This is a genomic window from Pseudoalteromonas sp. SWN166 (assembly GCF_015864485.1).
Classification (GTDB): Bacteria; Pseudomonadota; Gammaproteobacteria; order Enterobacterales; family Alteromonadaceae; genus Pseudoalteromonas.
The window spans coordinates 85,155-111,473 of the sequence record NZ_JADYXB010000004.1 but is presented as its reverse complement, the minus strand read 5'-3'; the positions used below and the strand labels follow the sequence as shown (position 1 = coordinate 111,473).

Annotated in this window: 23 protein-coding genes; 13 read left to right on the top strand and 10 right to left on the bottom strand. The window is 36.7% G+C overall.

Going from position 1 to position 26,319, the window contains the following annotated elements; genetic code table 11:
• Complete coding sequence (locus I6F49_RS03855) at positions 1-1,590, bottom strand: hypothetical protein (protein WP_197142605.1); 1,590 nt, start codon at positions 1,588-1,590, stop codon at positions 1-3.
• Between the two features lie 141 nt (positions 1,591-1,731).
• On the opposite strand from I6F49_RS03855, the gene I6F49_RS03850 reads away from it, so the two are divergent.
• Complete coding sequence (locus tag I6F49_RS03850) at positions 1,732-2,046, top strand: helix-turn-helix domain-containing protein (protein ID WP_197142603.1); 315 nt, start codon at positions 1,732-1,734, stop codon at positions 2,044-2,046.
• Between the two features lie 27 nt (positions 2,047-2,073).
• Here I6F49_RS03850 and I6F49_RS03845 read toward each other — a convergent pair whose 3' ends face one another.
• The 4 genes from I6F49_RS03845 to I6F49_RS03830 form a co-directional block, all read right to left on the bottom strand.
• Positions 2,074-2,388 (bottom strand): hypothetical protein, encoded by a 315-nt coding sequence (locus I6F49_RS03845; protein ID WP_197142601.1) that lies wholly within the window; start codon positions 2,386-2,388, stop codon positions 2,074-2,076.
• Positions 2,385-4,154 (bottom strand): hypothetical protein, encoded by a 1,770-nt coding sequence (locus I6F49_RS03840; RefSeq protein WP_197178540.1) that lies wholly within the window; start codon positions 4,152-4,154, stop codon positions 2,385-2,387. Before I6F49_RS03840 ends, I6F49_RS03845 begins: the two co-directional genes overlap by 4 nt.
• A gap of 101 nt (positions 4,155-4,255) precedes the next feature.
• Entirely contained in the window at positions 4,256-4,906 is a 651-nt protein-coding gene (locus I6F49_RS03835; protein WP_197142378.1) for a DNA-methyltransferase, read from the bottom strand.
• A gap of 13 nt (positions 4,907-4,919) precedes the next feature.
• A complete protein-coding gene (locus I6F49_RS03830; RefSeq protein WP_024590745.1) occupies positions 4,920-5,198 on the bottom strand; it encodes a hypothetical protein in 279 nt (92 codons plus the stop codon).
• A 214-nt stretch (positions 5,199-5,412) separates the two neighbouring features.
• Here I6F49_RS03830 and I6F49_RS03825 point away from each other — a divergent pair, with 214 nt between their 5' ends.
• Genes I6F49_RS03825 through cas6f form a run of 4 tightly spaced genes read left to right on the top strand, consistent with a single transcriptional unit; the run spans position 5,413 to position 10,267 of the window.
• Positions 5,413-6,588: a TniQ family protein gene (locus I6F49_RS03825; protein WP_197178538.1), complete on the top strand. Its 1,176-nt coding sequence runs from the start codon at positions 5,413-5,415 to the stop codon at positions 6,586-6,588.
• A 3-nt stretch (positions 6,589-6,591) separates the two neighbouring features.
• Positions 6,592-8,643, top strand: coding sequence for a type I-F CRISPR-associated protein Csy2 (locus I6F49_RS03820; RefSeq protein ID WP_197178536.1), 2,052 nt, complete (start codon positions 6,592-6,594; stop codon positions 8,641-8,643).
• Complete coding sequence (gene csy3, locus I6F49_RS03815) at positions 8,643-9,671, top strand: type I-F CRISPR-associated protein Csy3 (RefSeq protein WP_197178534.1); 1,029 nt, start codon at positions 8,643-8,645, stop codon at positions 9,669-9,671. Before I6F49_RS03820 ends, csy3 begins: the two co-directional genes overlap by 1 nt.
• Complete coding sequence (gene cas6f / locus I6F49_RS03810; protein ID WP_197178533.1) at positions 9,668-10,267, top strand: type I-F CRISPR-associated endoribonuclease Cas6/Csy4; 600 nt, start codon at positions 9,668-9,670, stop codon at positions 10,265-10,267. Before csy3 ends, cas6f begins: the two co-directional genes overlap by 4 nt.
• A 332-nt stretch (positions 10,268-10,599) precedes the next feature.
• Here the strand turns inward: cas6f and I6F49_RS20460 are convergent, their stop codons facing one another.
• On the bottom strand, positions 10,600-10,731 hold the full coding sequence (locus I6F49_RS20460; protein ID WP_267135521.1) for a hypothetical protein: 132 nt from the start codon (positions 10,729-10,731) through the stop codon (positions 10,600-10,602).
• Positions 10,732-11,113: 382 nt separating this feature from the next.
• Between I6F49_RS20460 and I6F49_RS03805 the strand changes: the two genes are divergently transcribed.
• From I6F49_RS03805 to I6F49_RS03770, 8 genes are all read left to right on the top strand, one after another.
• Positions 11,114-12,277, top strand: a complete 1,164-nt coding sequence (locus I6F49_RS03805) for a CBASS cGAMP synthase (protein ID WP_197178531.1) — start codon at positions 11,114-11,116, stop codon at positions 12,275-12,277.
• Positions 12,274-13,989, top strand: a complete 1,716-nt coding sequence (locus I6F49_RS03800; RefSeq protein ID WP_197178529.1) for a ThiF family adenylyltransferase — start codon at positions 12,274-12,276, stop codon at positions 13,987-13,989. The genes I6F49_RS03805 and I6F49_RS03800 overlap by 4 nt, the downstream gene beginning before the upstream one ends.
• Positions 13,982-14,419, top strand: a complete 438-nt coding sequence (locus I6F49_RS03795; protein WP_197178527.1) for a Mov34/MPN/PAD-1 family protein — start codon at positions 13,982-13,984, stop codon at positions 14,417-14,419. The genes I6F49_RS03800 and I6F49_RS03795 overlap by 8 nt, the downstream gene beginning before the upstream one ends.
• Entirely contained in the window at positions 14,397-15,008 is a 612-nt protein-coding gene (locus I6F49_RS03790) for a hypothetical protein (protein ID WP_197178520.1), read from the top strand. Before I6F49_RS03795 ends, I6F49_RS03790 begins: the two co-directional genes overlap by 23 nt.
• Positions 15,009-15,078: 70 nt before the next feature.
• Entirely contained in the window at positions 15,079-15,840 is a 762-nt protein-coding gene (locus I6F49_RS03785; RefSeq protein ID WP_197178518.1) for an RES family NAD+ phosphorylase, read from the top strand.
• 601 nt (positions 15,841-16,441) lie between these two features.
• Positions 16,442-17,968, top strand: a complete 1,527-nt coding sequence (locus I6F49_RS03780; RefSeq protein ID WP_197178516.1) for an acetyl-CoA hydrolase/transferase family protein — start codon at positions 16,442-16,444, stop codon at positions 17,966-17,968.
• Positions 17,969-18,561: 593 nt separating this feature from the next.
• Positions 18,562-18,873, top strand: a complete 312-nt coding sequence (locus I6F49_RS03775; RefSeq protein WP_197119496.1) for an EthD family reductase — start codon at positions 18,562-18,564, stop codon at positions 18,871-18,873.
• A gap of 219 nt (positions 18,874-19,092) precedes the next feature.
• Positions 19,093-21,228, top strand: coding sequence for a TonB-dependent siderophore receptor (locus I6F49_RS03770; RefSeq protein ID WP_197178514.1), 2,136 nt, complete (start codon positions 19,093-19,095; stop codon positions 21,226-21,228).
• Between the two features lie 355 nt (positions 21,229-21,583).
• Here I6F49_RS03770 and I6F49_RS03765 read toward each other — a convergent pair whose 3' ends face one another.
• The 4 genes from I6F49_RS03765 to I6F49_RS03750 all read right to left on the bottom strand — a co-directional run bounded on the left by I6F49_RS03765 (position 21,584) and on the right by I6F49_RS03750 (position 25,331).
• On the bottom strand, positions 21,584-21,985 hold the full coding sequence (locus I6F49_RS03765) for a DUF6691 family protein (protein WP_007584057.1): 402 nt from the start codon (positions 21,983-21,985) through the stop codon (positions 21,584-21,586).
• 3 nt (positions 21,986-21,988) lie between these two features.
• On the bottom strand, positions 21,989-22,402 hold the full coding sequence (locus I6F49_RS03760; protein WP_165740903.1) for a YeeE/YedE family protein: 414 nt from the start codon (positions 22,400-22,402) through the stop codon (positions 21,989-21,991).
• Positions 22,403-22,405: 3 nt separating this feature from the next.
• Complete coding sequence (locus I6F49_RS03755; protein WP_197178513.1) at positions 22,406-23,665, bottom strand: OmpP1/FadL family transporter; 1,260 nt, start codon at positions 23,663-23,665, stop codon at positions 22,406-22,408.
• Between the two features lie 241 nt (positions 23,666-23,906).
• On the bottom strand, positions 23,907-25,331 hold the full coding sequence (locus I6F49_RS03750; protein WP_197178511.1) for a sugar porter family MFS transporter: 1,425 nt from the start codon (positions 25,329-25,331) through the stop codon (positions 23,907-23,909).
• Positions 25,332-26,319: the final 988 nt, after the last annotated feature.

Below are 26,319 nucleotides of genomic sequence, written 5' to 3'. Positions count from 1 at the left end.
TTATTTGATTGCAGGGGACATTTGCAATCTCAAGTTGTAATTTCTAAAAAAAACACCAGAGATTTTTTCAACAGCAAGTGTCTCCTCAAAAAAAGATAAGCAAGTATTTATAATGCTTTCAGGTTTCAGCAAGTGCTCTAATTTATATGAAACATTCATTTTCTCTGCTTGCTCGACAAAGAGGTTGTAATTATAGGAAAGTGGAAATTCATTTTTTAGTAGCTCAAATATGTATTTTGTATCTATGGGGGTATTGATTGGGTAGCTATCAATAAACTCTGCTAACTTACTAAATATTAATATATACCAGCGATCAAACATCCAAAGTTGAGGGTGTGTGTTATTTTTTTTTAATAAAGCTGGATACTTAGGGTTTTTAACATTAAAATTTTCGTTTGAAGCCATATCGCTTTGTGAAGCAAGCCAAATTTTCCATTTTGGGTAATCATTTGAAAAATATCTATCTTGTTCTAATGTATAAACTTCAGCATAGTTTGTTACATGATCTATAAACTTATATTTTTTTAGTTGTTCTTCTTTTTCAGCAATTGCTATAAATTTGGCTCTTTCTAAAGCTGAGTCTGGTGGTGTAAAGTTAAGCCATTCGAACTTAAATCGTTTTGATTTTTTTATTCGACCTACGATGATTTGGCCTGAGTCTTTTTTGAGGATATCGGGGGTATCGTGTTGAAATAAAAGGGCAACATTTAACACTCGTTCTTGATTAGAGTTATTAAGAGCTACGCATTTCAATAGTAAAAAATGTTCATGCTCTGCTTCAAGTAAAACTTCTTTAAAATGTATACTTTTACTTTTTACTACTTGGGCAGATAAATCGTAATTTTTACCATTGATATTATGGTTAAATCCAATGTTGTGGCTGGGTATTTTTAATCGTTGTCGCTTTTTTAAGTTATCAAATTTACGTAGAGCTTGTTTTCTTGACTCTTCAATTTGTTGTCGAATTTTTTTATTCATTTCTATTTGGTTGAGTTCAACTTTTTGATTAATCTCTTCTCTTAATTGATCCTCACACCAACCAAATAACCAATTAGACGTATCATCATTATGCTTAAGAGCACAATTTACATCAGCATAATCCGAATCAATATAAACTGATAAATCATACTCTAAGGAAGCGAGCTTTTCTTCACGATAAAAGTTAATTTTCTCTGCTGAGCAAGGCGATGTTACCTTAATTTCAACTAATAAATCACCGACATCAGTTTCTAACTTCACATCGGCGATGTATTTGTTATGAATGCTATATTCAAGTTTTGCAGAGTTAATTAAAGCTTTTCTACTAGGTTCAGTTTTACTGTAACCTCGATGATAAATAGTAATTTCTGGAAGGTTTATTGTTTTAGCCGTTAAAAAATATTCTTGAGCGTACCGATGCAAAGCGGTCATTAAGCATGTTCTAGACTCTTCTTTAGTCGTATGAGCAAATGAGTGAGCTTTTATTTTGCCGCCATTGCGTGCGACTAAAGGGTCATTACATGCGATACAAAAGCAATTACATGCTTTACCATTTTTGACATTATTTATTGAAACAATCTTACCCGAAGCATCGCTAGCAAAAACAAGCATAAAATCCCTTTTAACTCATAAATGTATAGTTTAAGACATTACTAATTAAGTGTATATTTAAAAACTAAAATATCCTTAGTACACTTATGGGTTAGATACTAAGAGAATCTTAGCAAGATGTTTTTTATAGCTAAGGTTCACATGGAAACTCCAACACCTTCACGCCTAAAATCTGCAAGAAAAGCAGCTGGCCTTACTCAGCAACAGCTTGGTATGGCATTAGGCATGGAGCCAAATACGGCTAGTGCTCGCATGAACCAATACGAAAAAGGCAAACATGCCCCTGATTTTTTAACCATGAAACGCATCGCTAAAGAGCTAGGTGTGCCAGTAGCTTATTTTTATTGTGAAGAAGATGATCTAGCTGAGCTAATTTGTGCTCTGAGCAAAGTAGATGCGACTAAACGAAATGAAATATTACAGCATTTAGGAGCAGTAATTGAAAGAGGAAGATAATATTTTGAATCTTCCTCTTTCCAAATTTTACAGGTGCGCACTCAAATTTCTTGAACTTATTTCTTGAGCATTAAGTGTTGAAAGTACAAGTTTTTTGACATCATGATTAGTTAAGCTATTTGTAATATTTTTAATTGAATGAATGTAATTCGGTTTTGTTATAGAGCTTTCATAATTGTAGACTAGTCTTATCAGCGGAGCTATCTCTTCTAAAGCACCTAATTTTTTGGATGCATTTATTGTTTCTATATCTATAAATAGTTTTTTAGCTAGATCTGGGTTTTGTACTATCAGCTCAATAACTGAGCGTAATTGTTGTTTCTCTTTCAGTGACAAGTTCATATGTTGTAACCCCCATCTTTTAATAGCTTTTCAAGAACGGTTCTTAGATTATTACTATTTGAATCTTTATATTGATCAATTATAGTTGAATGAAACATTTTCTTTAGAATGATTTTTTCTTGCTTAGTTCCAAAAAGTGACCAGTTAGTCGTTTTTTCTACTTTTAATTCCAGAGCAATTCCGATCCCATCTTCTCCGATAGAGATTTCTTCAGCTGACTTACCTTGCTCACTCCACAAAGCTACTACACGACTAGGAGGATCTCCTAATCCTGTTGACTTTAATGTCATGCCAAGAGGCGTAACCGTCAGTACAGATGAGCCTGGGTCATCTGATAGCACCGTTGCATACTTACCCGGCCACCGAGCTTTTAGCTGCGGCCCATCTAAAAGTAAACTAACTACAAAATTTGGCCCAATGGCTCTAACTGCTTGTGCCACAGGCTCTTGTCTGGCTAAATCTTCACAAACCAATGGACACAATTTTATTCCATCAGGAGTCGTAAGAACAGCTAATTTTCTCCTCGAGATGTCAATATTTTCCCACCATTTTTTCCCTGGGTCTAATCGAGCCGCAAGGTTGTACGCTCTAATTTGATCTCTATCTAAATACCACCTGTGATGTTTTTTTTGATTTATCGTATCATACCCATCACCAATTCCAGTAAATGCCAAAGAGGCTGTATTTATACCTCCATCTTCGTCTTTACCATAAACGCCACTAAGAATCGACGGAGCATCTTCCCCAAAGTGTTCATAAATTTTCTCTTTTAGTTTATTAAATGTTTTGGTAGAAAAAGCGCATTCAGGGAATACTATTAAATCAATAGAGCCAAGTCTTTTTATTGTAGAAATAATGGCTGAACGTACCATCCTCATGACCTCATTAAAAATAGGTTCATTAGGCTCGTAGTCAAAGAAATCAAAAAAACGGTTTGTTTCAATTGGACGAATACTAGATATTTTAAATGATTCATCTTCCACTTTAAGAGGCCAAGGAATGAAAAGAACGTTGTATGATGAACTATCGAATTTATTATCTGCATCGAAACTATAGATGATTTCTGGGGCCACATTTGGCTTTAAATATGTTAGATTTTGGCATAAATTGTTAATAGTTAATCCAGATTGAGGAACTAATCCTTTATAAGCTATAAAACCGTATTTTGTATTATTATCAGCCAAATTTATGTCTTTACCTTGATTGTCTAAGTCTAAGTCTAGGTTCAAGCTACCCTCAGAATTAATCATATGCATAAAAGCTCTCATGTTGGAAGCCACTTCAGCTGGTGTTATATCGCTCAATTCATTTCTTCGAATGTTCTTTGCCCTAAATACATTATCAATTGATAAGACCAGAATGAAAGTTGATTGGCAAAACTCGGTTTGGTTTAGTAAATCGTAAATACACTTTTTCATATTTATTGATTTGAAAATATTATTAAGATGTATCTTAATATTTGACTTATTAGGTAATTTTTCTTTTTCTAAAAAATAATTCCACTCTGTGGCCGCATTTTCAGCTTCTAACTTTAATTTATCATCCCATTTGAAGTGACTTTGTGGAGCAACTAATAATCTATATTTATCAGTATAATCAAGCAGCGTATATAATATTATGAATAAATTAGGTGGCCATCCAAAAGTTTCAGTCAAGTTTTTTAATGACCCGTCTGAACTATAGTTTAATTTTAGGGTTTCAAAACCAGTTATTTTGGATCGCTGAGTACTTGGGAAAAAATTTTTAATATGTTGGATAAGTTCCACAATCCATACCTTAATATTGAAGTTTTATTGATAAAGCTTATTTTAGTTAGTGAGTTATAAATATTTAGTACTTGGCTTATAGCTCGCTTGTTAACTAGTATTTAGATTCTCGTTTTAAAATGTAAATGGGCAGACTCAGAGATATCACATCCGATAGCTTGTCGATTTAAGTTATTGGCTGCTACTAAAGTAGCTCCTGAGCCAAAAAAAGGGTCGACGACGAGTTCATTTTCATTACTGCTTTGCGAGATGAGTGTTTCAATTAACTTAACTGGCTTTTCAGTAGGGTAGCCCCTGTATACTCTTTTACATGTGAGGATATCTGGAACGCTTAGATCATTTAACTTGCGCTTACCTTTCTCGAAAAAAAGAATATATTCGTGTCTAGCTCTGTAATGATAGCCCATTCCAATAGTCACTTTATCCCAAATTATTGGCTTCCAAAACTTGAAACCTACGTTTTCAGCTATTGGCTTAATATAAAACATTGTTTCCTGATCGCAGAATAGATAAAAATGCGAACCTTTTTTCAGCACTCTGTATATTTCTATTAGTAGATCTTCAAAGCGATTATTTGGAAATATGTCGAACCATTGATTACTTGACGATTTACTTACTTTTAGGCGAGTGGTTGTTCCTATTTTTCGATATTTTTCTAATGATTCGTAGGGTGGGTCAGTAATTAAAAGATCAACACTTTCGGTTGAAAGTGTTGATAACCAATTTACCGCATCATCTTTAAATACTTGCATTAAATCTCTTTAGTTAAAGTGTGCTGCACAAGCGGCCATTGTGAAAAGCTTTCGAAGCAACGCCCTTTTTTAATCGTCGACAATCAATGCAATAGCTTTGATACCCATCAGGGTTGCGGGCCGTTTTGCGAGCAGGAGTAATTCCAAAAGAAGCCGGATATGGATGGAATATATGTTCAGAACTATTAGCGTCTGAACAATGAGGGCATGATTTAAACTTTTGACCGGTTGATGAATCTTTCTTTTGAACCATGCCGCTATTTAAAGCTTTGCCACAGCAATTACAAGCCATAAGAATCTCCTTATAAGTTAGCTTTGTATTTTTAAATTTGAGTTTTTTATTATGTTACTGGCTATTAATACATCCATTAGAAATGCCGTAACGCTCTCTACAGTATCAGATATTGTACTTTTGTGAAGTACGAATGATTTAACGATAATTATTTTTGACTATCTAATTTATTTAGCCTAAACCTAAACTAAGATTTTCTTAGTTTAGGTTGGCGATGCATTTTTTAGTTCAAACAAAACCTTATCCTGAAGAGGCGCTTGAAAGCTATTTGCTAAGGCTTGCAAGGGATAACTCATATGATGGCTATAGTGAGCTTGCTGATATTTTGTGGCAATGGCTTGCAGAGCAAGATCATGAGCTTGAAGGTGCGTTGCCGTTAGAGCTTAGCAAGGTTGATGTTTATCATGCTAGGCAAGCGAGCAGCTTTAGAATAAGAGCCCTTAAGTTGGTAGCTCAATTAGCAGATGTTAACGCTGGTGATATTCTTGGACTTGCATGGCGGCGCAGTAACTTTAAATTTGGCAACTTAGCAGCAGTAAGCCGAAATGAACTAACAACTCCCCTTGAGCTACTTCATACTGATAACATACCTGTTTGCATTGAATGCTTGTCTGAATCTTCTTATGTTCCTTTTTACTGGCATTTAAAGCCCTATAAAGCGTGTCATAAGCATAAAACACAATTAACCTCACAATGTAGGGAATGCTATAAATTAATTGATTATAGAGCTTCTGAGGCGTTTTTAGAGTGCAGTTGTGGTTGTAAACTAACCAATAGTAAACAGTTAAACGATGCAGACTTTAAAATTGCACTTGCGCTTGCAAGTAATAACAGCCATAAAATAGTCGGGTTAATATCCTGGTTTGCGAAGGTTAAGCAACTTGATGTAAGCGATGCTGACTTTAACTGCGCTTTTGTTGATTACTTTAGTACTTGGCCTGATGGCTTTAACGCTGAATTAAACTTACTCACAAATAATGCGCGTCTCAAGCAACTTAACCCTTTTAATAAAACTAAGTTCAACTCTGTCTATGGCAATGTGATTCGTGATGGTCAAATAGCTGCAACAAGTAACCGTAAAAACAAAGTAATTGATGAGATTATTAATTATTTTGTCGAATTAGTTGATAGTAACCCTAAAGCTAAACACCCAAATATTGCAGATTTACTGCTTTGTACTTTTGATACCGCAGTATTATTAAACACCACCACAGAGCAAGTTTATCGGCTTCACCAAGAAGGCTTTTTAACATGTGCTTACCCACAAAAAAAGCACGAACAGATTAGAGCTGATAGCCATGTATTTTATTTACGCCAAGTGATTGAACTACAGCAAGCATTTGCAGCTGAAAAGCCTCAAACAAAAAACCAATTTATAGCGCCGTGGTAATTTATGAACTTACAAGATGCATTTGAAATTGAATCATTAAAAGAAAAAACCACAATACTAAGAAAGTTGTTTGCCCCATACACGCCTCATGTTGCGGTAGATGGATTTGAAGAACAAGCGCTGACTGTACTCATTAACCTAGTTTATAAGCGCAGTGAAATTGATGATCTAACAAGTACAAGAACCGCTAAAAGTGTATTACGCGATGAAGTGTTACTGAGTAAGTGCATTAACGAAGTTAAATGGTTTCATACTCATAACTTAAAATACCCCGATATACGCGTAAGCCATCAACGTTTAATTAGTGAGGTTGTAAGTGAAGATATTGCGGGTATTTGCAGCCGGTCATTACCTTTAAGTTTTGGCTGGTCGCACAACAGTGCTGAAATTAATCATGCAAAGTTATTTTTAACCTCGTTTAATTGGCAAGGTGAAGTGACTTGTTTAGCAAAGTTATTAATAACTGAAGAGCCTGTTTGGATTAATTTAATAAGAGCCTACGGGTTTACTAAAAAGGCGGTTTTAGACATCGCGGCTAAAATAAAACAACAGTTGCCAGTGGCAGAACTCCCATTAGAAGTAAGCTCTTTTTCACCACAACTACAAATGCCATTCCAGCAAAGCTACCTTGCGATTACGCCTGTAGTAAGCCATGCAATGCTAGCTAAAATTCAGCAATTAACAACAGAACGTAAGTTAAACTTTGGTTTAATTGAGCACTCAAGGCCAGCCAATGTAGGCGATTTAGCAGGCTCAGTAGGTGGCAATATAAGAGCCTTGCGTTACTTTCCTAAAACAAATTCAAAGGCTGTTAACCGCTTTAAAGTAGTCAATAATGATATTGAGAAAGCATTTAAAATTCGTGCGCTATTAAGCAGTCAATTTCAACAGGCGCTTTTGGTGTTAGTGGGTATTAAGCAGTTTAATACGTTAAGGCAAAAGCGATTAGCGCGAGTAGCGGCTATTAGGCAAGTACGTGTTAGCTTGCAGTTATGGCTTGATAATATTCTTGAAGCTAAAAATAATGCGCAAAACCAAGCTTACCCTGAGTGGGCAAAGCATTACTTAGAACAGAGTATTACTAACTGTATTAGCCAATTTAGTAACATACTAAATGAAAGCCTTGGTAATTTAAGTAAGCTCAAACGCTTTGCATATCACCCTAATTTAATGGGGCTGTTTAAAACGCAGTTAAATTATGTGTTTACTCACTGTGCAACCGAAGAGGAAACATTAAATGATGAGCAAATAGTGTATGTACATTGCCAAGATATGCGAGTGTTTGATGCCGAAGCAATGGCTAACCCGTATATTCAAGGGATGCCGTCACTTACTGCTTTAAATGGGCTTGCTCATAACTTTGAGCGTAAGCTAAAAAACTTTATAGACCCTTCAATTAAGTGTATTGGCAGTGCTATTTGCATTGAAAGCTATCAACTACATACAGGTAAACCATTACCTGAGCCAACTAAGTTAAAACAAGTTGCAGGGCGTAGTCATGTAATAAGGTCAGGAATTATCGATAAACCTAAATGCGACATAACACTCGATTTAGTATTTAGACTTTTTGTACCAAATATTGAGGTGCTTAATAAATTAAACAGTCAACTTATAAAGCCTGCGCTTCCGTCTACATTTGCAGGCGGGATTATGCATCCACCTTCGTTATATCAAAATATAGATTGGTGCCGTTTATATACTAAGCCTAGTGAGCTGTTTAATAACCTTAAAGCAAAATCGTCAAATGGCAGTTGGTTATACCCTTCAAAAAAAGTAGTTAAAAGCTTTGAACAATTAATTGATGCCCTTAACGGTAATTTTAATTTAAGACCCGCTGCAATTGGTGTTGCTGCGCTTGAAGAACCCGTAAAGCGAGAGGCATCATTACATGAATACCATTGTTATGCTGAGCCCGTAATTGGGCTGCTTGAGTGTGTTAGTAATACATCAGTAAAGTACGCAGGGGCTAAGCAGTTCTTTCATGATGCATTTTGGGTTATGGATGTTCAAAAAGAGTCTATGCTTATGAAAAAGTCTAAGTTTGAGTATGAATAATGCAATTACCTCGGCACTTAAGTTACACGCGTTCGCTCTCACCCAGTAAAGCGGTGTTTTTTTATAAAACACCAGAGTCTGACTTTGAACCGCTACAAATAGAGCAAAATAAATTAGTTGGGCAGAAGTCAGGGTTTGGCGATGCGTATCAAAAGCAAAATGTGGCTAAAAATTTAGCGCCACAAGATCTCGCTTTTGGGAACCCTCAAACAATTGATGTGTGCTATGTGCCTCCAACTGTAAATGAGCTATTTTGTCGTTTTTCACTCAGGGTTGAAGCTAATAGTAATGAGCCACATGTATGTGATGACCCTAAAGTTATTTATTGGTTAAAACGGTTTTTCGAAACCTATAAAAAGAACAATGGCCTTAATGAAGTTGCAACGCGCTATGCTAAAAATATACTGATGGGCAACTGGCTTTGGCGTAATCGTCAATCACCGAATGTTGATATTGAAATACTTACTGAACATGCAGCCCCGATCATCGTTGAAGGTATACAAAAGCTAAAGTGGCAGGGCAATTGGCAAAATAATCAAACAGCACTAATAACATTATCAGAAGTTATTCAAGAAGGGCTTAGTAACCCTCAAAATTATTGTTATTTAGATATAACCGCAAAAATTAAAAATGCATTTAGCCAAGAGGTTCACCCAAGTCAAAAGTTTGTAGATACTGTTGAACAGGGCATGTCATCTAAGCAACTTGCATATACTCAAGTCGGCGATAAAAAAGCAGCAAGTTTAAACTCACAAAAAGTAGGCGCTGCTATTCAAACAATTGATGATTGGTACGAAGAAGGCTACAAACCTTTACGCACTCACGAGTATGGTGCAGATAAGCAAATATTAGTTGCACACAGAACACCTAAGACCCATTCAGACTTTTATTCATTACTCCCGCGTATTGCTTTGTATATTAAGCACATGAAAAAGCATGGTCTAGAGCAAAGTGAAGAATCAAATGCAGTTCACTTTATTGCGGCAGTGTTGATCAAAGGCGGCTTGTTCCAAAGGAGTAAAGCTTGAAGCGCTATTATTTTACCATTACTTATTTACCTAAAAATTGTGATGTAAGCCTCCTTGCAGGGCGTTGTATCGGTATATTGCATGGGTTTATGAGTTCGCGTGAAATTAGTAATATAGGTGTGTGTTTTCCTAAATGGAATGAGCAAACGATAGGTGATCAAATAGCGTTTGTATCGACAGATAAAAAGCAATTAACCAATTTATCTCAGCAAAGCTATGTTGAGATGATGGCTCATGACAAGTTATTTGGCTTATCCACAATACTCGAAGTACCAACAGAGCAAAATGAGGTTATGTTTATTCGCAACCAATCAGTAGCCAAAGCATTTGTTGGCGAAAAGCAAAGACGGTTAAAACGCGCTAAAAAACGAGCTGAAGCCAGAGGCGAAGTTTACAACCCTGAATATAAATTTGAGGAAAAAGCCATTGGCCATTTTCATTCAATACCCGTATCAAGCAAAGGAAACGGGAATAATTTTATACTTCATATACAAAAAATTGAAAAAGCTGAACCCATAAATAATCACTTTAACAATTATGGCTTTGCTACAAATCAAACATTTCAAGGCACGGTTCCTTCTTTGAATACCCTTTAAAAAGTAGCAATCGAATATTAATAATGCTTTTAATAAGTTATACGATTAGGTAAAAGTAAAGTGTAAAAATATAAAAGTCACTTAACAGTTTGTTATTTATAAAAATTCAAACTACTTTTTATAGTGAGCTGCCGAGTAGGCAGCTGAAAATTTAGAAAATAGTCGTGTAGTTCCTACACGTGTATCTTCTGCCGAATAGGCAGCTGAAATTAGGCCAGGAAGTAAACAACCACAACTTGTGACTTTTAACTGCCGAAAAGGCAGAGGCTAAATAAAAAGACTCCAACAAACGCTGGGGTCTTTTGCTCTAAAGCCGAATAATTACCTTAATCTCATTCACCTTTTTTGTGATCGTGTTTTTTAAGGCTAGGATGTTTACTTTTATTCTCTGGGGTAACACGTCTTCGCTTATCAGTTTTACCTGTAGAGTCAGCTTTAGGTTTTGGACCTGGTTTAATACTCATATTATCTTCCGTTGTAATTATTTATTTTAGTCTAGTACAAAGCCTGGGCTGTTCAAGGGTTCCAAAATTCCGCACTGACTATTTTTGCGAAAGTAGATCTAACTAAACTTATATTATTTGAAGCTTTAAGTTTTAGCTGCATGTCGCGATTCTAGAATATTTTATAATTTATATAGCTAAACAAGTTGCAAAAAGTTAGCTGTCTAGATTAATAAGGTAATTTATTTCGACTATTAACTATAAAAATACTTTTTTGAATGAAATCTGAACTGGCGGTTGAATTTTAAAATACAACCCCAACTAATTATAAAAGCATGTAACACTGTATGTGGTATTTCAGTATTGCATTAAATACTAGATATAGATTTTTGAGGTTATGAATATGCTTAAATTTTCAATTAACAAACTATTGAGTTCTTCAGGTTTAACGGACAGGGAATATTATCTCGATAACTTAAGAATATCTGATGAAATACGCTCAAAGCTCGTATCTCTTAGAGATGATGCTCGGAGCGGGATATTGGAAGCTTGGTCATATGCTAAAGAACAAGTAAAACAAGACAAAGACCTTTATGAAAGAGTACCTTTAAGTAAATTGGAGCAGCTTATAAAACTGAAGCCTCGCTTCAAAATGCAAGGTAGTTATGTATATGGCACCATAGTACAGCCAGCCCACAATTCTCAAGATATTGATTTAGATGATGGTATGTATATACCTATGAGCGTTGTACAGTATGATGATAAAACCATGAGTACAGCAATGTTTGAAGTTGTAGACAGGGTACTGAAGAAAATGGCTAGTGCTAATGGCTGGAAGCAAATACCAAAGAAAACTTGCAGTCGTTTACAGACCAATGAAGGTATTCATCTTGATATTCCTTGTTATGCTATTCCTGATGAAGACTTCAATCGTTTACGGTTATTCGAATCTGTATCAATGGAATCAAATTCAGCGCAAGACACTGAATTAAAAATTTACACTGTCAATCTAGCTCTTAGAAATGGCGAATGGTTAGAGTCGAACCCTGAGCATATAAAAGACTGGGTAAGTAGAGCAAAAAAAATTCACCCTAACTTTAAAGATATTGTAATGGTTGTAAAAGGTCTTAGAGATCATAATTATCCATCAGATGGACCAAGTTCAATATCTTTAATGGTAGCTATTGAAAAAATCATGTCGAATTCTCCCAAGCACGGAGATTTGACTGAAGAGCTATATAACGTAGTGCAGAAATTACCTGCTGTGATTTCAGATGAATTAAAGCATCCACATCCTGAGTCAGCACATTTAACAATTCACTCACCCACAGAACTAGAGAAGCAAGAATTACGAATGAAGTTTGATAGTTTCGCAATGTCATTTAAGCAAGCACTTGTTACTTCACTTACTGAACGTGAAACTTTGGATATTCTAATTAATCTATTTGGAATTAGAATGCCAAATGATCAAACAAGAATTATTCGTTGTTGTCGAGATGATAATGACCTTAAAACAAAAAAATCTGAAGTTATAACTCCTATACAAGAGCACAACACTTTCGGATGAAAAAATATTTTGAAATAGCTCATAATACCCTCATTCAAAAAGGGTTCTCACTCAATATAATGACATACACATGTACTCATGATTATTGCTACGAGGGGAGAGTTAGTATACCTCAAGTTCAGCAAGGATTCGTTGATGTCATTTTTGGTTTTAACGAAGTTCCATTTTTTGAACCGCCCTCGATATATCTTATCAACCGGCCACCCCCTTTAGATAAGTTTTGGCCTAATATTGAAAAGCCAGAAAATAGTCTACATAAGTTATGTGTATTCGATACTACAACTCATAAACTAGAGCCATATGCAATCGAAGAGGTTATTGAAATATATTTAAAAAGGGTAAAAGACATTGTTGCACGTAGTCCCCAAGACCGCTTTGATGCATTTAAAGCAGAGGTAACAGCATACTTTCCAAGAGACTTCTTTAGCTACTTCGTAAAAAGTCCAACAGAGTCTATTTTATCCATTCGATTATACGAATCTTCAGATGCAAGTAATAAACTTGCATATGTCGCAAAGTCTAGTCAAGGTTGTATAAGTCATATTACCCAAGGTAATTACTCACCAATTCCAACAATAATTACTAACTTAGGAGAGATTAAAACATCACCTGAGGGGCAAGCAGGTCTTGCTCAGGTTACAGGTTTTATCGATATAGTTAGAGGCACAAATAAAGAGACTTTAACTACTCTAAAAGAAAAGCTAAAAAACTTAATCCATAGAGAAAAAGACGATATAAAACAGTTCGAAGGTTTCGCTTTATGTTTTTATTATAATGACAATATATATGCTTATATTATTAAATTAGCTCAGGGACAGATTAAGCAACTACAAAATAGAAGTAAAAACTTCATTGAGCGCTTATTGCGTGGCCAACTGCGTGTTATGTCGAATAACTTTGGTGGGGAGTTAAAAAAAGTAACTAATGTTCATTTTTCAAATGGTTCCCAAAGCACTCTGATCAAAAGAAACTATTCCCAAAACTTAGTAGATAAGCAAATTTGTATTATTGGGGCTGGAACTTTAGGTAGCTACTTAGCACATATTTTGATGAAACATGGTGCAGGTTTGTCCAAGCCACTCCACATCTATGATGATGATTTGTTATTACCTCAAAATATTTCAAGACATTTACTCGGGTCTGAATCGTTATTTATCAATAAGGCACAAGCTTTAGTCAATTCACAAAAAAAATTAGCACCGAATAACAAATTATTTTCTCATAAGGAAAAATTTACTAATTTGGACCAAATCCCTCAAGGAACAGATATTGTAATAGATGCTACGGGTGAATTTTCAACGGCAATGACATTGAATCATCAGTATATAAGTAAAGAGTTTCCTTTTAAACTTTACCATTCGTATTTGTGTGCCGGTGGTCACTCTGCTAGGTTATTTAAACAAGGTGATGGCGGATGTTATAGGTGTTTATTTGATAACCAACATAAACACATAGATAAAGAGTTCAAAAAAGCAGAACATAAAGCATTGATTACAAGAAATTGTGGTGAAAGCAATGTGCAATTTCCTGTTGATAGTTCAATTGGTGCTGCATCATTCATTGCTGCAAATATTTTAGAGAGCGAGTATTCAGATAAAAAAAGTGCTTACATATATTTTAAAACTTTAGGAAAAAAAGCAGCAGAACATAAAAATAAGCCGTTGCAACGTTCACCTTATTGCCCAGTTTGTAAGGTGGAAAAAAATGAGTGAGGTGATTAAAGTTCATTTTGATCCTAAGGTAGTATCTTTAATAATGGATTATTCTAGGCAAAGAAATGAGGCTGGAGGCTTGCTACTTGGACATAGGTACACCAAAGAAGGGTCAGTTGAGTACGAAATAATTAAAGTTACAACCCCTTCTTTTATGGATGTTAGGGCGCGTGCTTTATTTCAAAGAAGAGATAAGAGTCATTTAGAACAAGCTGTACAATTCCACAGGGATACCAATGGTTATGGAGATTACCTTGGGGAGTGGCATACCCACCCTGGTGGAGCATCAATAAAACCATCTATAAAGGATTTGTTAGCCTTTAGAAGCTCACAAAAGCTAACAAAAACTCCACTAATCTATGTCATAGCTAATCCATACAAGCTAAACACTTATACGTCAGGGGGTAATGATGTGGTCTCTTATTATTAGTAAATATGGCAGTACTGTACAAAAGGTTATAATTTTATCCTTAATATCACTTGGCTTCTTAGTCGCCACGTTAGGATTACAATATACATCTGTAAGGTATGTAGTGGTGCCTATTGTAATTTTTATTTTTTTATTCAACCTAAAACTTTGGGAATATGTTTGGAAAATATCTTTGATACAAAAGCATTTTTGTCCAAATCTAAGTGGTAAGTGGAAAGGTACTTTAAAAGCTAGATATAAATTACCTGACGATGATGAAGTTCAAGAAAAGCATGTTCGTGTTGACTTCGATATCAAAATGTCTTTTTTAACTTTCAAAATGACAGGAGTAAGTGAGAATAACTATATGAAAAGTGAGGTGATATCTTCTTGGTTAAAAATTGAAGATGGTAATCTTTACTTTTACTATAATTATAAGGTTTTTGTTAAAGATCCACTTCCGACAGATGAGCAGCTTTTTCATGGTTCCGCGAGACTCGAGTTGCTTTGGAATGACAACGAATATCATTTTGAAGGTAACTATTGGACTAACAGGAAATGGAATATTGGTGGGCAAACAGCAGGGCACATTAAGTTAGATCGACTTTAAAACGTAAAGAGGGTTAATCCGGTTTGAACTTGGGTTTACCCGTTTAGTAGGCATTATTTAAAGGGTAGTTATGAGCTTCAATTCTTGGAAAAGCTATATGCAATTTAGTTATTCCGTACGAAATAAATCACGATATATTTTAGACGGAAGTGCGCAAAGCTTCCTACAAGGTATCAAAGATACTTGTAAAAGTCGTATAGAAGTGATTGAACCTAACTCAGAAATGTGGAGAGCCCAAATGGGGCATGATTGCTTGCCACTTCTTCAAGATGGTATTCATGTCGATGATATTTTTGCCCCTTATTCTGAGAAAAGAATGAGGCCTTTGCCTGACAGCGCATCAGAAGGGAGAGCAAATCCTAAGGGGATTCCTTGCTTATATGTCGCATCTCAAAAAGAAACAGCAATGTCAGAGATCAGACCTTGGTTGGGTTCGAGCATATCAGTTGCAAGATTTACCAATTCTAAAGAACTTCAAGTAATCGACTTTTCAAAACAACTAAATGTTAAACTACCTTTTTATTTTTCAGAGCCTGATGATGCTAAAAGGATTGAAGCTGTTTGGACTAATATAGATAAAGCTTTTTCTCAACCAGTGACAAATAGTGACCAAAAGTCTGACTATGCCCCTACTCAAATAATAGCTGAGTTAATCAAGTCGTTAGGTTATGACGGCATTGCTTATAGAAGTTCGCTTGGCCGAGGACACAACCTAGCACTTTTTGATTTGCATAGTGTGATTTTCAAAGAAAGCAGTTTGTTTCGAGTTAATGATGTTCAGTTTTCTTTTGAAAGTAATGATGACGAACGTTTCAATGAAAAATATGTATAGTCGAGCACGTTCATAATTCTGAATGTCCTCTTTCTCTAAGCAGTTTAGACAGAGCTTAGGGATTTATGAGTTTAAGCCAAATGGGCAATATATTATACTGTTATTACCCTAACTATTTCTTATCTTTTTCTACTCTTGGCGCTGAGTAATCTTTTATGTACTCTTTAATTAAAGGAGTCTCATTACATAAAGCTTTATTTGGGCACTTTATGCCAGTTTTTGCTTCAATATTATGTCAACTTACACTTCACTTGTGCCGTTGTAGCTCAATGAAATCGAATGTGCCTATGCCAACTTATACTTCAAACAACATTGGGTGTTTGAACTAATAAAGTTAATTCCTCAAAAATAATTCCTCTAATTAAATAATACTATTTATTTATAAATTACTTTATAAATTACTTTATAAATTACTTTATAGATTGCTATGTCATTTTTGTTAAAAATATTACTAATAACTACATGATAGTATTAATTAAAAGTAAATTAACCTCCCTTTTAAACATGTTGCTCATCCTCGATTCGTAAATGCGACTTAAGTCTATATTGTGTAGTACGAAGTTAGGATTAGAATAATGCCAAATTTAGAAAGGGGCTCAAAATGAACTTGGAACGTATTCGCAATAGTAATCTGCATAATAAAGTTATGTCTGCTGAGCAGGCAAGTCTGTTTATTAAAGATGGAATGACTGTAGGGATGAGTGGCTTCACTCGCGCCGGAGAAGCTAAAGCAGTACCCAGAGCATTAATTGAGCAAGTCAAAAAAAATCCTATCAAAATAAATTTAATGACGGGTGCATCACTAGGTAATGACTTAGATAAACTCCTTACAGAAGCGGGCATTTTAGCGCGTCGTATGCCTTTTCAGGTAGATAGCACTTTACGTAAAGCGATTAATAACGGTGAAGTAATGTTTATTGATCAGCATTTATCTGAAACGGTTGAGCATTTACGCAATCATCAATTAACTATGCCTGATGTAGCTGTTATTGAAGCGGTTGCCATTACCGAAGAGGGGCATATTGTGCCTACTACATCGGTTGGTAACTCAGCAAGCTTTGCTATTTTTGCAAAAGAAGTCATTGTTGAAATTAATATGCTGCATAACCCTAATCTTGAAGGTTTGCACGACATATACATTCCATCGTATCGTCCTACTCGCCAACCAATGCCGTTAGTTAAAGTAGACGACCGCATTGGTAGCACTGCAATTGCTATCGATCCTGCAAAAATTGTTGGTATTGTTTTTACTAACCAAAGCGACTCGTTTTCTACCGTTACCGACCCAGATGAAGACACCGCATTAATTGCGCGCCATTTAGTTAACTTTTTTAAAGACGAAGTGGCTCAAAATAAATTGCCAGCTAATTTAGGTCCATTACAAGCAGGCATTGGTAACATTGCTAATGCGGTGATGATGGGGCTACTCGACTCTGACTTTAAAGACCTAACAATGTATTCAGAGGTACTGCAAGATTCGACGTTTGACTTAATTGATGCAGGTAAGATGAGCTTTGCATCAGGCAGCTCAATTGTTTTGTCTGAGCGTTGTAACGCGCAAGTATTTAATAATTTAGAAAAATACAAAGACAAGCTAGTGTTACGCCCTCAAGAGATTTCGAACCACCCTGAAATAGTGCGCCGTTTAGGTATTATTGCCATTAATACTGCGCTTGAGTTTGATATGTACGGCAATGTAAATTCAACGCATGTGTGTGGCACACGAATGATGAATGGTATTGGCGGCTCGGGTGACTTTGCCCGAAATGCCCATTTAGCTATATTTGTGACTAAGTCGATTGCTAAAAATGGCGCTATTTCAAGCGTTGTGCCTATGGCGAGCCATGTTGATCATAACGAGCACGATGTTGATATTTTAGTAACTGAGCAAGGCTTAGCTGATTTACGTGGCTTAGCACCGCGTGAGCGTGCTGTACAAGTTATTAAGCATTGCGTGCACCCTGATTATCGCGAAGCAATGTTCGACTATTACAATCGCGCTTGTGAGCGTGGCGGGCATACCCCGCATTTACTCGAAGAAGCGTTTAGCTGGCATATTCGCCTTGAACAACAAGGCAGCATGAAAAAAGTATCCACAACAGATGCTCCAGTGCAACTGTCTGCATAAGCATTTTGGTTTATTAATATTGAATTAGTAAGTTTTATACTTACTTTTAAACCGCACTAGTGTCAGCTCAATCAGCTTTGATTAGTGCGGTTTGATATAAACTGTAAGTCCAAAATAATTTTATACCTACTCTTTGCATACCTTTCCCAACCACCTTTTATTATTTTATTCACTTAGGTTTAAGTGCTATTACCGTTATTAAGTGTGTAATGTGTTTATTAAAAAAAGAGATACTAAAATGGCGTTTGACAGAGGATTAGAAGAGCGACCTTACAGTAAAACCAGTTAAGGGCTTGGTTTATATTTTGCCTGAAGGTTTTGAGTCTGATTCTGATTTAGCATATTGGGTAAATACGTGCGTTAACTTTGTAGAGTCTTTGCCGCCCAAACCCTTTAAAAAAACGACCCGCACTTAAGTAAATTAGCGAAGTATCACCTTAATTAAAATAAGCACTGCAATCAAATTACTGGCGCTATGAGCATGAATGCTACATAATTGAGCGACTGCTCAATTATGCGCTTTTTACTTATGTATGATTCATACTGTTTCAAAAGACGCTTTAAATTTTTTAGTAAATAAAAGAGAGAATGTAATGATTAAAGTAAGCGTATTATACCCAAATAATGAAATTGCTACTTTCGATATGGACTACTACTGTAAAACACATTTACCCCTAGTTGCAGAGTTAGTTGGTAAAGCGCTTATATCAAGTAGTGCAGATGCAGGTTTAGCAGGTGGCGCACCGGGCGAAGCGCCAACTTATATTGCTATGGGGCATTTAGTGTTTGAATCGGTAGAATCTTTTCAGCAAGCCTTTGCACCTCATCAAGAGGCAATAGCCGCTGATTTAGTTAACTTTACTAACGTGTCTCCAGTAATTCAAATTAGCAATATTGCTGGGTAAATTACACGCTAAAACTAATTTAAGAACTACTTAATAACCCCTACCGCATTTAGTGCAGTAGGGGTTTTATTTTAACTGCAATAAAAGGGCTAGCGCTCTGTTTTAAGTAATATTAGTTCTAATATTTAGATGTATTAAACCCGCCCTTGTGTTGATTATGAAAATGATAAAAGTTATCATTTAGGTTGTTGGCTATCTACACTTCTCCCAGGAATTATCATGTTTAACCCTAATTATTTGGCATTAAGTATTGCTGCGTCTTTATCTGTTTTTTCTAATATAGCTTTTTCACAACAAAACGACGACATTGAAACTATTGAAGTAACTGGCCGTGCCCAGCAATTTTACCTAGAAACCGAAAGTAAAATTGTGACTAAAACTAATTTAGATCTTATTAAGCTTCCGCAATCTGCGCAGGTATTAACCGAGCAACTTATTATTGACCAAGCAGCCCGCGACATTACCGATTTGTATCGCTCAATAGCGGGTGTAAGTGAGTACAGCTACTCAAGTGTAACTTTTCGTGGTTTTAGAGACGACGCTAACGTATTTTACGATGGTGTACGTGGCGACCCGTATTCGGGCTTTGGTGTACCGCAGTTATTTAATGTATCGCGCGTAGAAGTATTAAAAGGCCCTGCATCTGCTTTATATGGTGGTGGTGAACCTGGCGGAATGATCAACTACGTCACTAAAAAGCCAAGTTATACGCAAAGCAAAGAGCTAAAATTAACACTAGGTAATTTTAATACACGTGGTGCATCGCTCGATATGACCGGTGGTTTAAGCGACACAATGGCCTACAGATTAGGTGGTTTTTATGAAGAGCAAGATAGCTTTCGTAATAACGCAGATGCTAAAAATACCGAGCTTACTGGCGGGTTGTTATTTGATTTAAGTGATTCAACAACATTAACTACAAGTGTTGATTACATCAAACAAGACTTAGGCGGTAACCGTTTACGCGGCGTACCGGTTGACGACAACGGTAATTTTTTAGTTGACCCAAGTTATAACGCGAACGAAGCGAGTGACTATCAAAACATGGAAGCATTAGTGCTTCAAGCAGAGCTAAATCATTATTTTAGTGATGATTTTTCGGTTAGTTCAACACTTCGCTATTTAGATAACGAACGTGACCAAGCTTACCATGAGTCGCAAAATTGGATAGATGTAAACGGCGATGGTTTAGCAAACATTGACGACGAGACAATTGGGCGAGAGTACCGTAAGCAATACCGTGCAAACGAAGAAATTAGCTTAACCACTGACTTTGTTTATAACTTTGAGCAAGGGCAGTTAGCGCACCAATTTTTATTTGGTGGCGACTACCACACCGTTGATACCGAGTACGATTACTTGCGTGCCCGCTTTGAGGCCGATGGCGTTGCTAATTTAAACATATTTAATTTAAATTACGGAGAAACCGACCCAAGCACTTATAACCTAACCGATTTAAACCGCGATGGTGTAGATACCGATCGCTTTGGAATATACGCACAAGACGTAATAAGCATAGGCGAGCAGTGGACTATTATTGCAGGCCTGCGTTACGACCACTTTAAAGAGTTTAACCAAGAAACGGGCTTTAGTTACTCAGATAACGGCGTGACCCCACGTGTTGCTGTGACCTACCAACCTGTTGAAAATACATCGGTATATATTAACTACTCAGAGAGCTTCAACCCAACATCATCGGCCGATCAAGAAGATGTAGAAAGCGAAGGTAACTTAGAGCCAGAAACAGGTAAACAAACTGAAATTGGTATGAAAAACCAATGGCTTGATGGCAAAATAATGAGCACCTTTGCTATTTACCAAATTAATAAAGAAAACGTAGTAATGAACAACCCAGAAGACTTAGGAGCGGGGGATGGCATTGCCGCACTTTTAAATATAGGTGAGGTAGAAAGTCGCGGGTTTGAAACAACGCTCGTGGGCGATTTATCAGCGCATTGGACAGTAACAGCAAACTACGCTTACAACGATACAAAAGTAGTTAAAGGAGTAACGGGCGACACTGTTTCAAATACATTTGGCGACGGCTCTCGTTTTTCTAATGCACCACGCCATCAGGCAGGTTTATGGACTCGTTACGCTATTGACTCAATTGACTCATCAATCGCATTTGGTGCTAATTACGTAAGCGAGCAGTTGAGCAGAGTAGGGCAAAAAGTTAAACCGTTTACCGTATTCGATATGAGCTGGACCACTCGCTTTGATGATGTTTTATTAAGCGTAAATATTAATAACTTATTTGATAAAGAATACGCAGTAAGTGGTTTTACTGAGCGTAATGGCCATTTTCCGGGTAGCCCACGTGAAATAGTAGGGCAAATAACGTATAAGTTTTAAAGTGATTTGAGCGCGAATTTATCTCGCGCTTATTTTTTTATCGCTATTAAATTTAGCCGCTTCTTGTGTAGTGTTAGCGGCTTAGATATTGACTCTATTAGTAAAGTATCGAATATAAACGTGGTTTTTTAAGTCCATTTTTTTAGCCAGTACATTACAAAAAAACGAATTAAAAACAGTAGTATAGCTATAAGTAAAAGGGAGGACGCTGCGCTTAATCAAGGTGTGCTGTTAGAAAATTCCAGCGCTTTATTTAGCATAACTTAAGCCTGTTCAATATAGTTTTATATATTGCAGCAAGTTATGTACCTTTGTTTGGAAAAAGTAGCTGCCGATTTTTAATCGACAGCAAATATTATACTTTTTTGGCTAACCACATACCGCCTAGCACGGCTGCAAAAAATAATAAAAACTCCATTTTAAGAGACACTAATTGAACCAAGCCCGGGCCTGGGCATATGCCACTTAAACCCCATCCTAAACCAAAAAGTACTGAGCCGATAATTAAGCGCGCATCAATATTTTTTAAATTGCTTAAATTAAATGTGCCTGAAATAAGTGGCTTCTCTTTTTTTGCAACCCATAACCATGTAAGCATCATTATTAGCATGGCAACAGCCATCACTATAATTAAGCTTGCGTCCCATTGATTCCCGTAGGTAAGAAAGTTAATTACTTTAGCGGGGTTTGTCATACCGCTAATAATAAGCCCTAAGCCAAATATAAAGCCTATAACAACCATCATAATTGCTTTCATTATTTATCCTACAAGGTTTGCTGTAATAAAGGCGACAAGCATAAATGTGCACGTTGCAACCCAAGAGCGGGTAGAAAAACGCGACATGCCACATACGCCATGTCCACTTGTGCACCCATTAGCTAAAGTTGTGCCTGCGCCAACTAAAAGCCCCGCAACAATAATAAGCCAAGGCGGCAACTGTAATTCGCCCTCCAATAAAGAAGGGGCAAATACTCTTACAGCTACACCTGCCAACAATAACCCTAAAATAAAGTATAACTGCCAACGCGAGCCCGAATTTGCTTTAGCAAATACAGACTTAACAATGCCCGATATACCTGCAATTTTTCCGTATAAAACAAGTAATAACGTACACGCTATACCTATTAATGCACCGCCTATTGCAGCCGATACTGGGGTGAATTCTGTTACCATTTTTTAAATTTCCCAAACAATAGAAACACCTAAACCGGTTTGTTTCATTTCGATTGATATTTGCTGATTTGGCGCTAAATAGTTAGCACCCGTTACTTTTTTAGCTGGCGAATAAAAAGCCATAGCGTTTAATTGTACCTTGTTGGTAAAAGAATGGCTAAAGCCCGTTGTAAAATGCCACTCCTGAACGCCCGGCGCTAAAATATTTAATATAACTTGCGACGAAGGAATAGGTTGCTCGGTGTAAGACACCCCAAAACGAATCTTTTGTTGCGATGTACGCTGCCACTGATAGCCAAGCTTATAAATAGTCATATCGTTCCAGCCAAATCCAGCACCTGCGTTAGCTCCTAAAGGCGCTGACATCAAGTTATCAACTGGGTTTGAAATACTTTTTACTTCGCTGTAATTTATTTTTTGCCAATCAAATACCACCTGATTACTAGGTGTAAGTTTATAAGCTGCACCAATTTGAAACGAACTTGGCAGATCAAATCCGCCTTGCTCTGCAAACAAACCTTTATAGCTATCAAACTCTTCCATCGACACTGATGAGCGGTAACTTGCGCCTAAACTAAGCGATGAGTTAATTGCATGGCTTATCCCTAATTGAACACCAAACCCCGTACTTGTATCAGTACCATTATTAGTAAGCGCTTCTGGTGACTGCGAAAAAGGAGCAAAGTTTCCAAGCCCTTGCGCTTCAAATTGTTGCACTACGTAAATAGGGGATACACCAAGGCGTGTTTGTTCATTCAACTTATAGCTTACTGTTGGGCTTATAAAGAGCTGCTTTAAATCAACGCCTGCCGTACCACCATAAAAGGTTCCTTCAGGAGCAGACTCTGCGCCGTACTCAGAATTCATACCGCCATTGCCATACACTAATAAGCCAATATTTACTTTTTCATTTAATTGGTGGCCAATAGCAAATTCTGGAATGGCGAATACGGAGTTGTCGCTTTTTTGTGTTTTTGCTTCAAGATAAAATGCGCCAGGGTAAAAAGTATCTACTTTCGATGCAGTGTATTTTCGCTCAGGTGAAAAAAGCTCTAAGCCCAGAGATAGCTGTGTTCCGTTTGGCAAAAAAGTAGCAGGATTATTAGCGCCAGACATTAACTCTTCTGAAAGGGCAACACCTGCGCCAGCCATGCCTTTGTGGGTCATGCCGTAGCCGTGAGTAAAATAACCATTAGTAGCAAATGCACTGAACGAACCTAACGCACACGTTAAAGCTAAGCCTGATATTAACTGTTTTTTCATTTTAGTAGACACATAAAGTTGGAATGGGCGGACAATAGCTAATTATTGATATTCTAAAAAGGAATTTAAATAGATTAGTTATAATAAAAGGTAATAGAGCAATGGCTATAAAGTTAAAATAAATGAGCAAAGATTGCTATTTAACTTTTAGGTTATTTATACAGGGAGTCCATATAAGACCCTAGATAACGCTGCTTTATAAAAAGGCAAAGCGGCGACTAATATCACCGCTTTTAAAAAATCACATAGATTCGAGCGTTTTACCGCGCGTTTCTTTAATGTATTTAACAACAAAAAAGATGCTTATAAGTGCTGATAACGCATAAAAGCCGTATGCACCGGCAAGGCCTATATTGGCAAGCATAATAGGGAAGGTCATGGTGATTGCAAAGTTAGCAATCCACTGCGCACTGGCAGCAACAGCAAGCGCTGCACCACGAATACGGTTATTAAACATTTCGCCTAATAATACCCATACAATAGGGCCCCAACTTAAACCAAAAAATACCACAAATAAATTTGCCATAATAAGTGCAAACGTACCCATGTTATCGCTAAGCGCAAGTTTGCCTGCTTCATCAAGGCCTGCGCTGCCAAATATATAAGTAAGCGCGCTTAAGCTAATAAACATACCAATACTGCCTACAAGCAGCAGTGGTTTACGGCCAACTTTGTCAACTAACGCAATGGCAATAAAGGTCGATACAATATTAGTAGTGCCCGCTAATACATTTATAAATAACGATTGTGACTCATCAAACCCAGCGGCTTGCCAAAGCTCAGAGCCGTAATAAAACACCACGTTAATACCTACAAATTGCTGAAATACACTCAGCGCCACACCTACCCAAACAATTGGGTGTACTTTTTTACTGCCATCAATAAATAAATCGCGAATACTTGGTTTTGTATCGCTATGCAAGGAGCGTTTAACATCGCTTATTTGCTTATCTGCATTGTCGTTTGAAATTTTGCTAAATACCGCTTTTGCAGCGTTTACTTTACCTTGCGCCACTAAATAACGAGGCGACTCCGGAATAAACAACACACCGACTAAAAACAGTACAGCAGGTACAAGCTCAGCCCAAAACATCCAGCGCCAAGCGGCTATATCAAGCATTAAAATGTTTTGCGCGCTGCCTGCTGCATCAGCAATTAAATAGTTACTTAAAAACGCAGCAAATAAGCCCAATACTATAGCGAGTTGTTGCAAGGTTGCTAAACGACCACGTAGTGCGGGTGGTGCAACCTCAGCAATGTAAGCTGGCGCTAATACCGATGCAGCACCAATCCCTAAACCACCAAATAAGCGGTAAAAAATAAACTCCGCAGAGCTTTCGCTAATGCCTGAACCAAACGCACTAATGGCAAAAATAATCGCAGTGATGATCATAATTGCACGGCGGCCAAACTTATCAGCCAGCGGCCCCGCAGCAAGTGCACCTAAGGCACAACCAAGTAATACAGACGCTACATTAAACCCCGTAGCCACACTGCTAGAATTAAACGCATTACCGAGTGCCGACACCGTGCCGTTAATAACACCCGAGTCAAAACCAAATAAAAAGCCACCAATAGCAGCCACGGCCGATATAAATATTACGTAAAAAAGAGAGGTGCTTTCAGCTGTGTTGGCTGAGTGAGTAGGCGATGTGTGCGTTGTCATTATATGCCCTGAAATATAAATTAAATATAAAGGAGCATAATATCGTAAAGCGCTATGGCTGAATATGTTTTTGCGGGTATAAAGGGTTTGGCGGGTATAAATTGAGCCTTTCTAAAGGTTTTAATTTAAGGGCCTTAATTTGAAGGTACTAGCTTAAAGGTACTAGCTTAAAGGTACTAGCTTAACGGCGTTAGTTTAAGTACTTTGAAATTAAGTAGCGCCTTTTTTAAATAACACAGACTGAATTTTGATAAATAATATGCATTTTATGGTCAATGCCTGTTTACCAATATTACTGTTCTTTATTATTTTGGTGTATTTTTGTAATTACGTAAACAGATCTGAGGTTAAGTAATTGTTTACATGTGGTTATTTGATGGTTAAGGTAAATGTATTGTAAAATAGGGACATCTGTCGATTTATGAAACGACAAATATCCTAGACTAAGTTGTTAGGTGCACCGGAAAACTCGATGAAATCGTTGGTATTAGTTGCAGTATCAATTCTATTTTTGCGTGTTCAAAGCAGATTGATAATGAATCTTTTAATTTCAACGATATTGCATTAGAAGCTAATGCGATAATTGTTTCCACAAAATTGATATGTGGGAATTGCCGATCTCAATTGCAAACCTTAAATCAGAAAATGTGCAACTTAATGAACTCGGCCTTTTTATAAGGTTAAATAGTTCTTTTGTGTCCTAAGATGGTTTGTTTATTCCGAGAATTAAAATGACTGATTATATAGGAGCTATATAAAGAATTGAAATTAAAGGTTTTTTACAGTTTTAGAGTCAAAGGGTAAATATAAAAAATGCATTAAGACGGATTTGTCAGAAGAGCTCTGCTAAACCGCTTATGCAAGATGTTAGGTCATTCAGAAGGAGTGCAGTCTTTCTAGAAAGTTTGAAGCAAAATGGCTTTCAAGCGATTGAAGCCTTTGTAACTAATAGCAGGAAAATAGAGGTTATATAACCTCGCAATTGGAA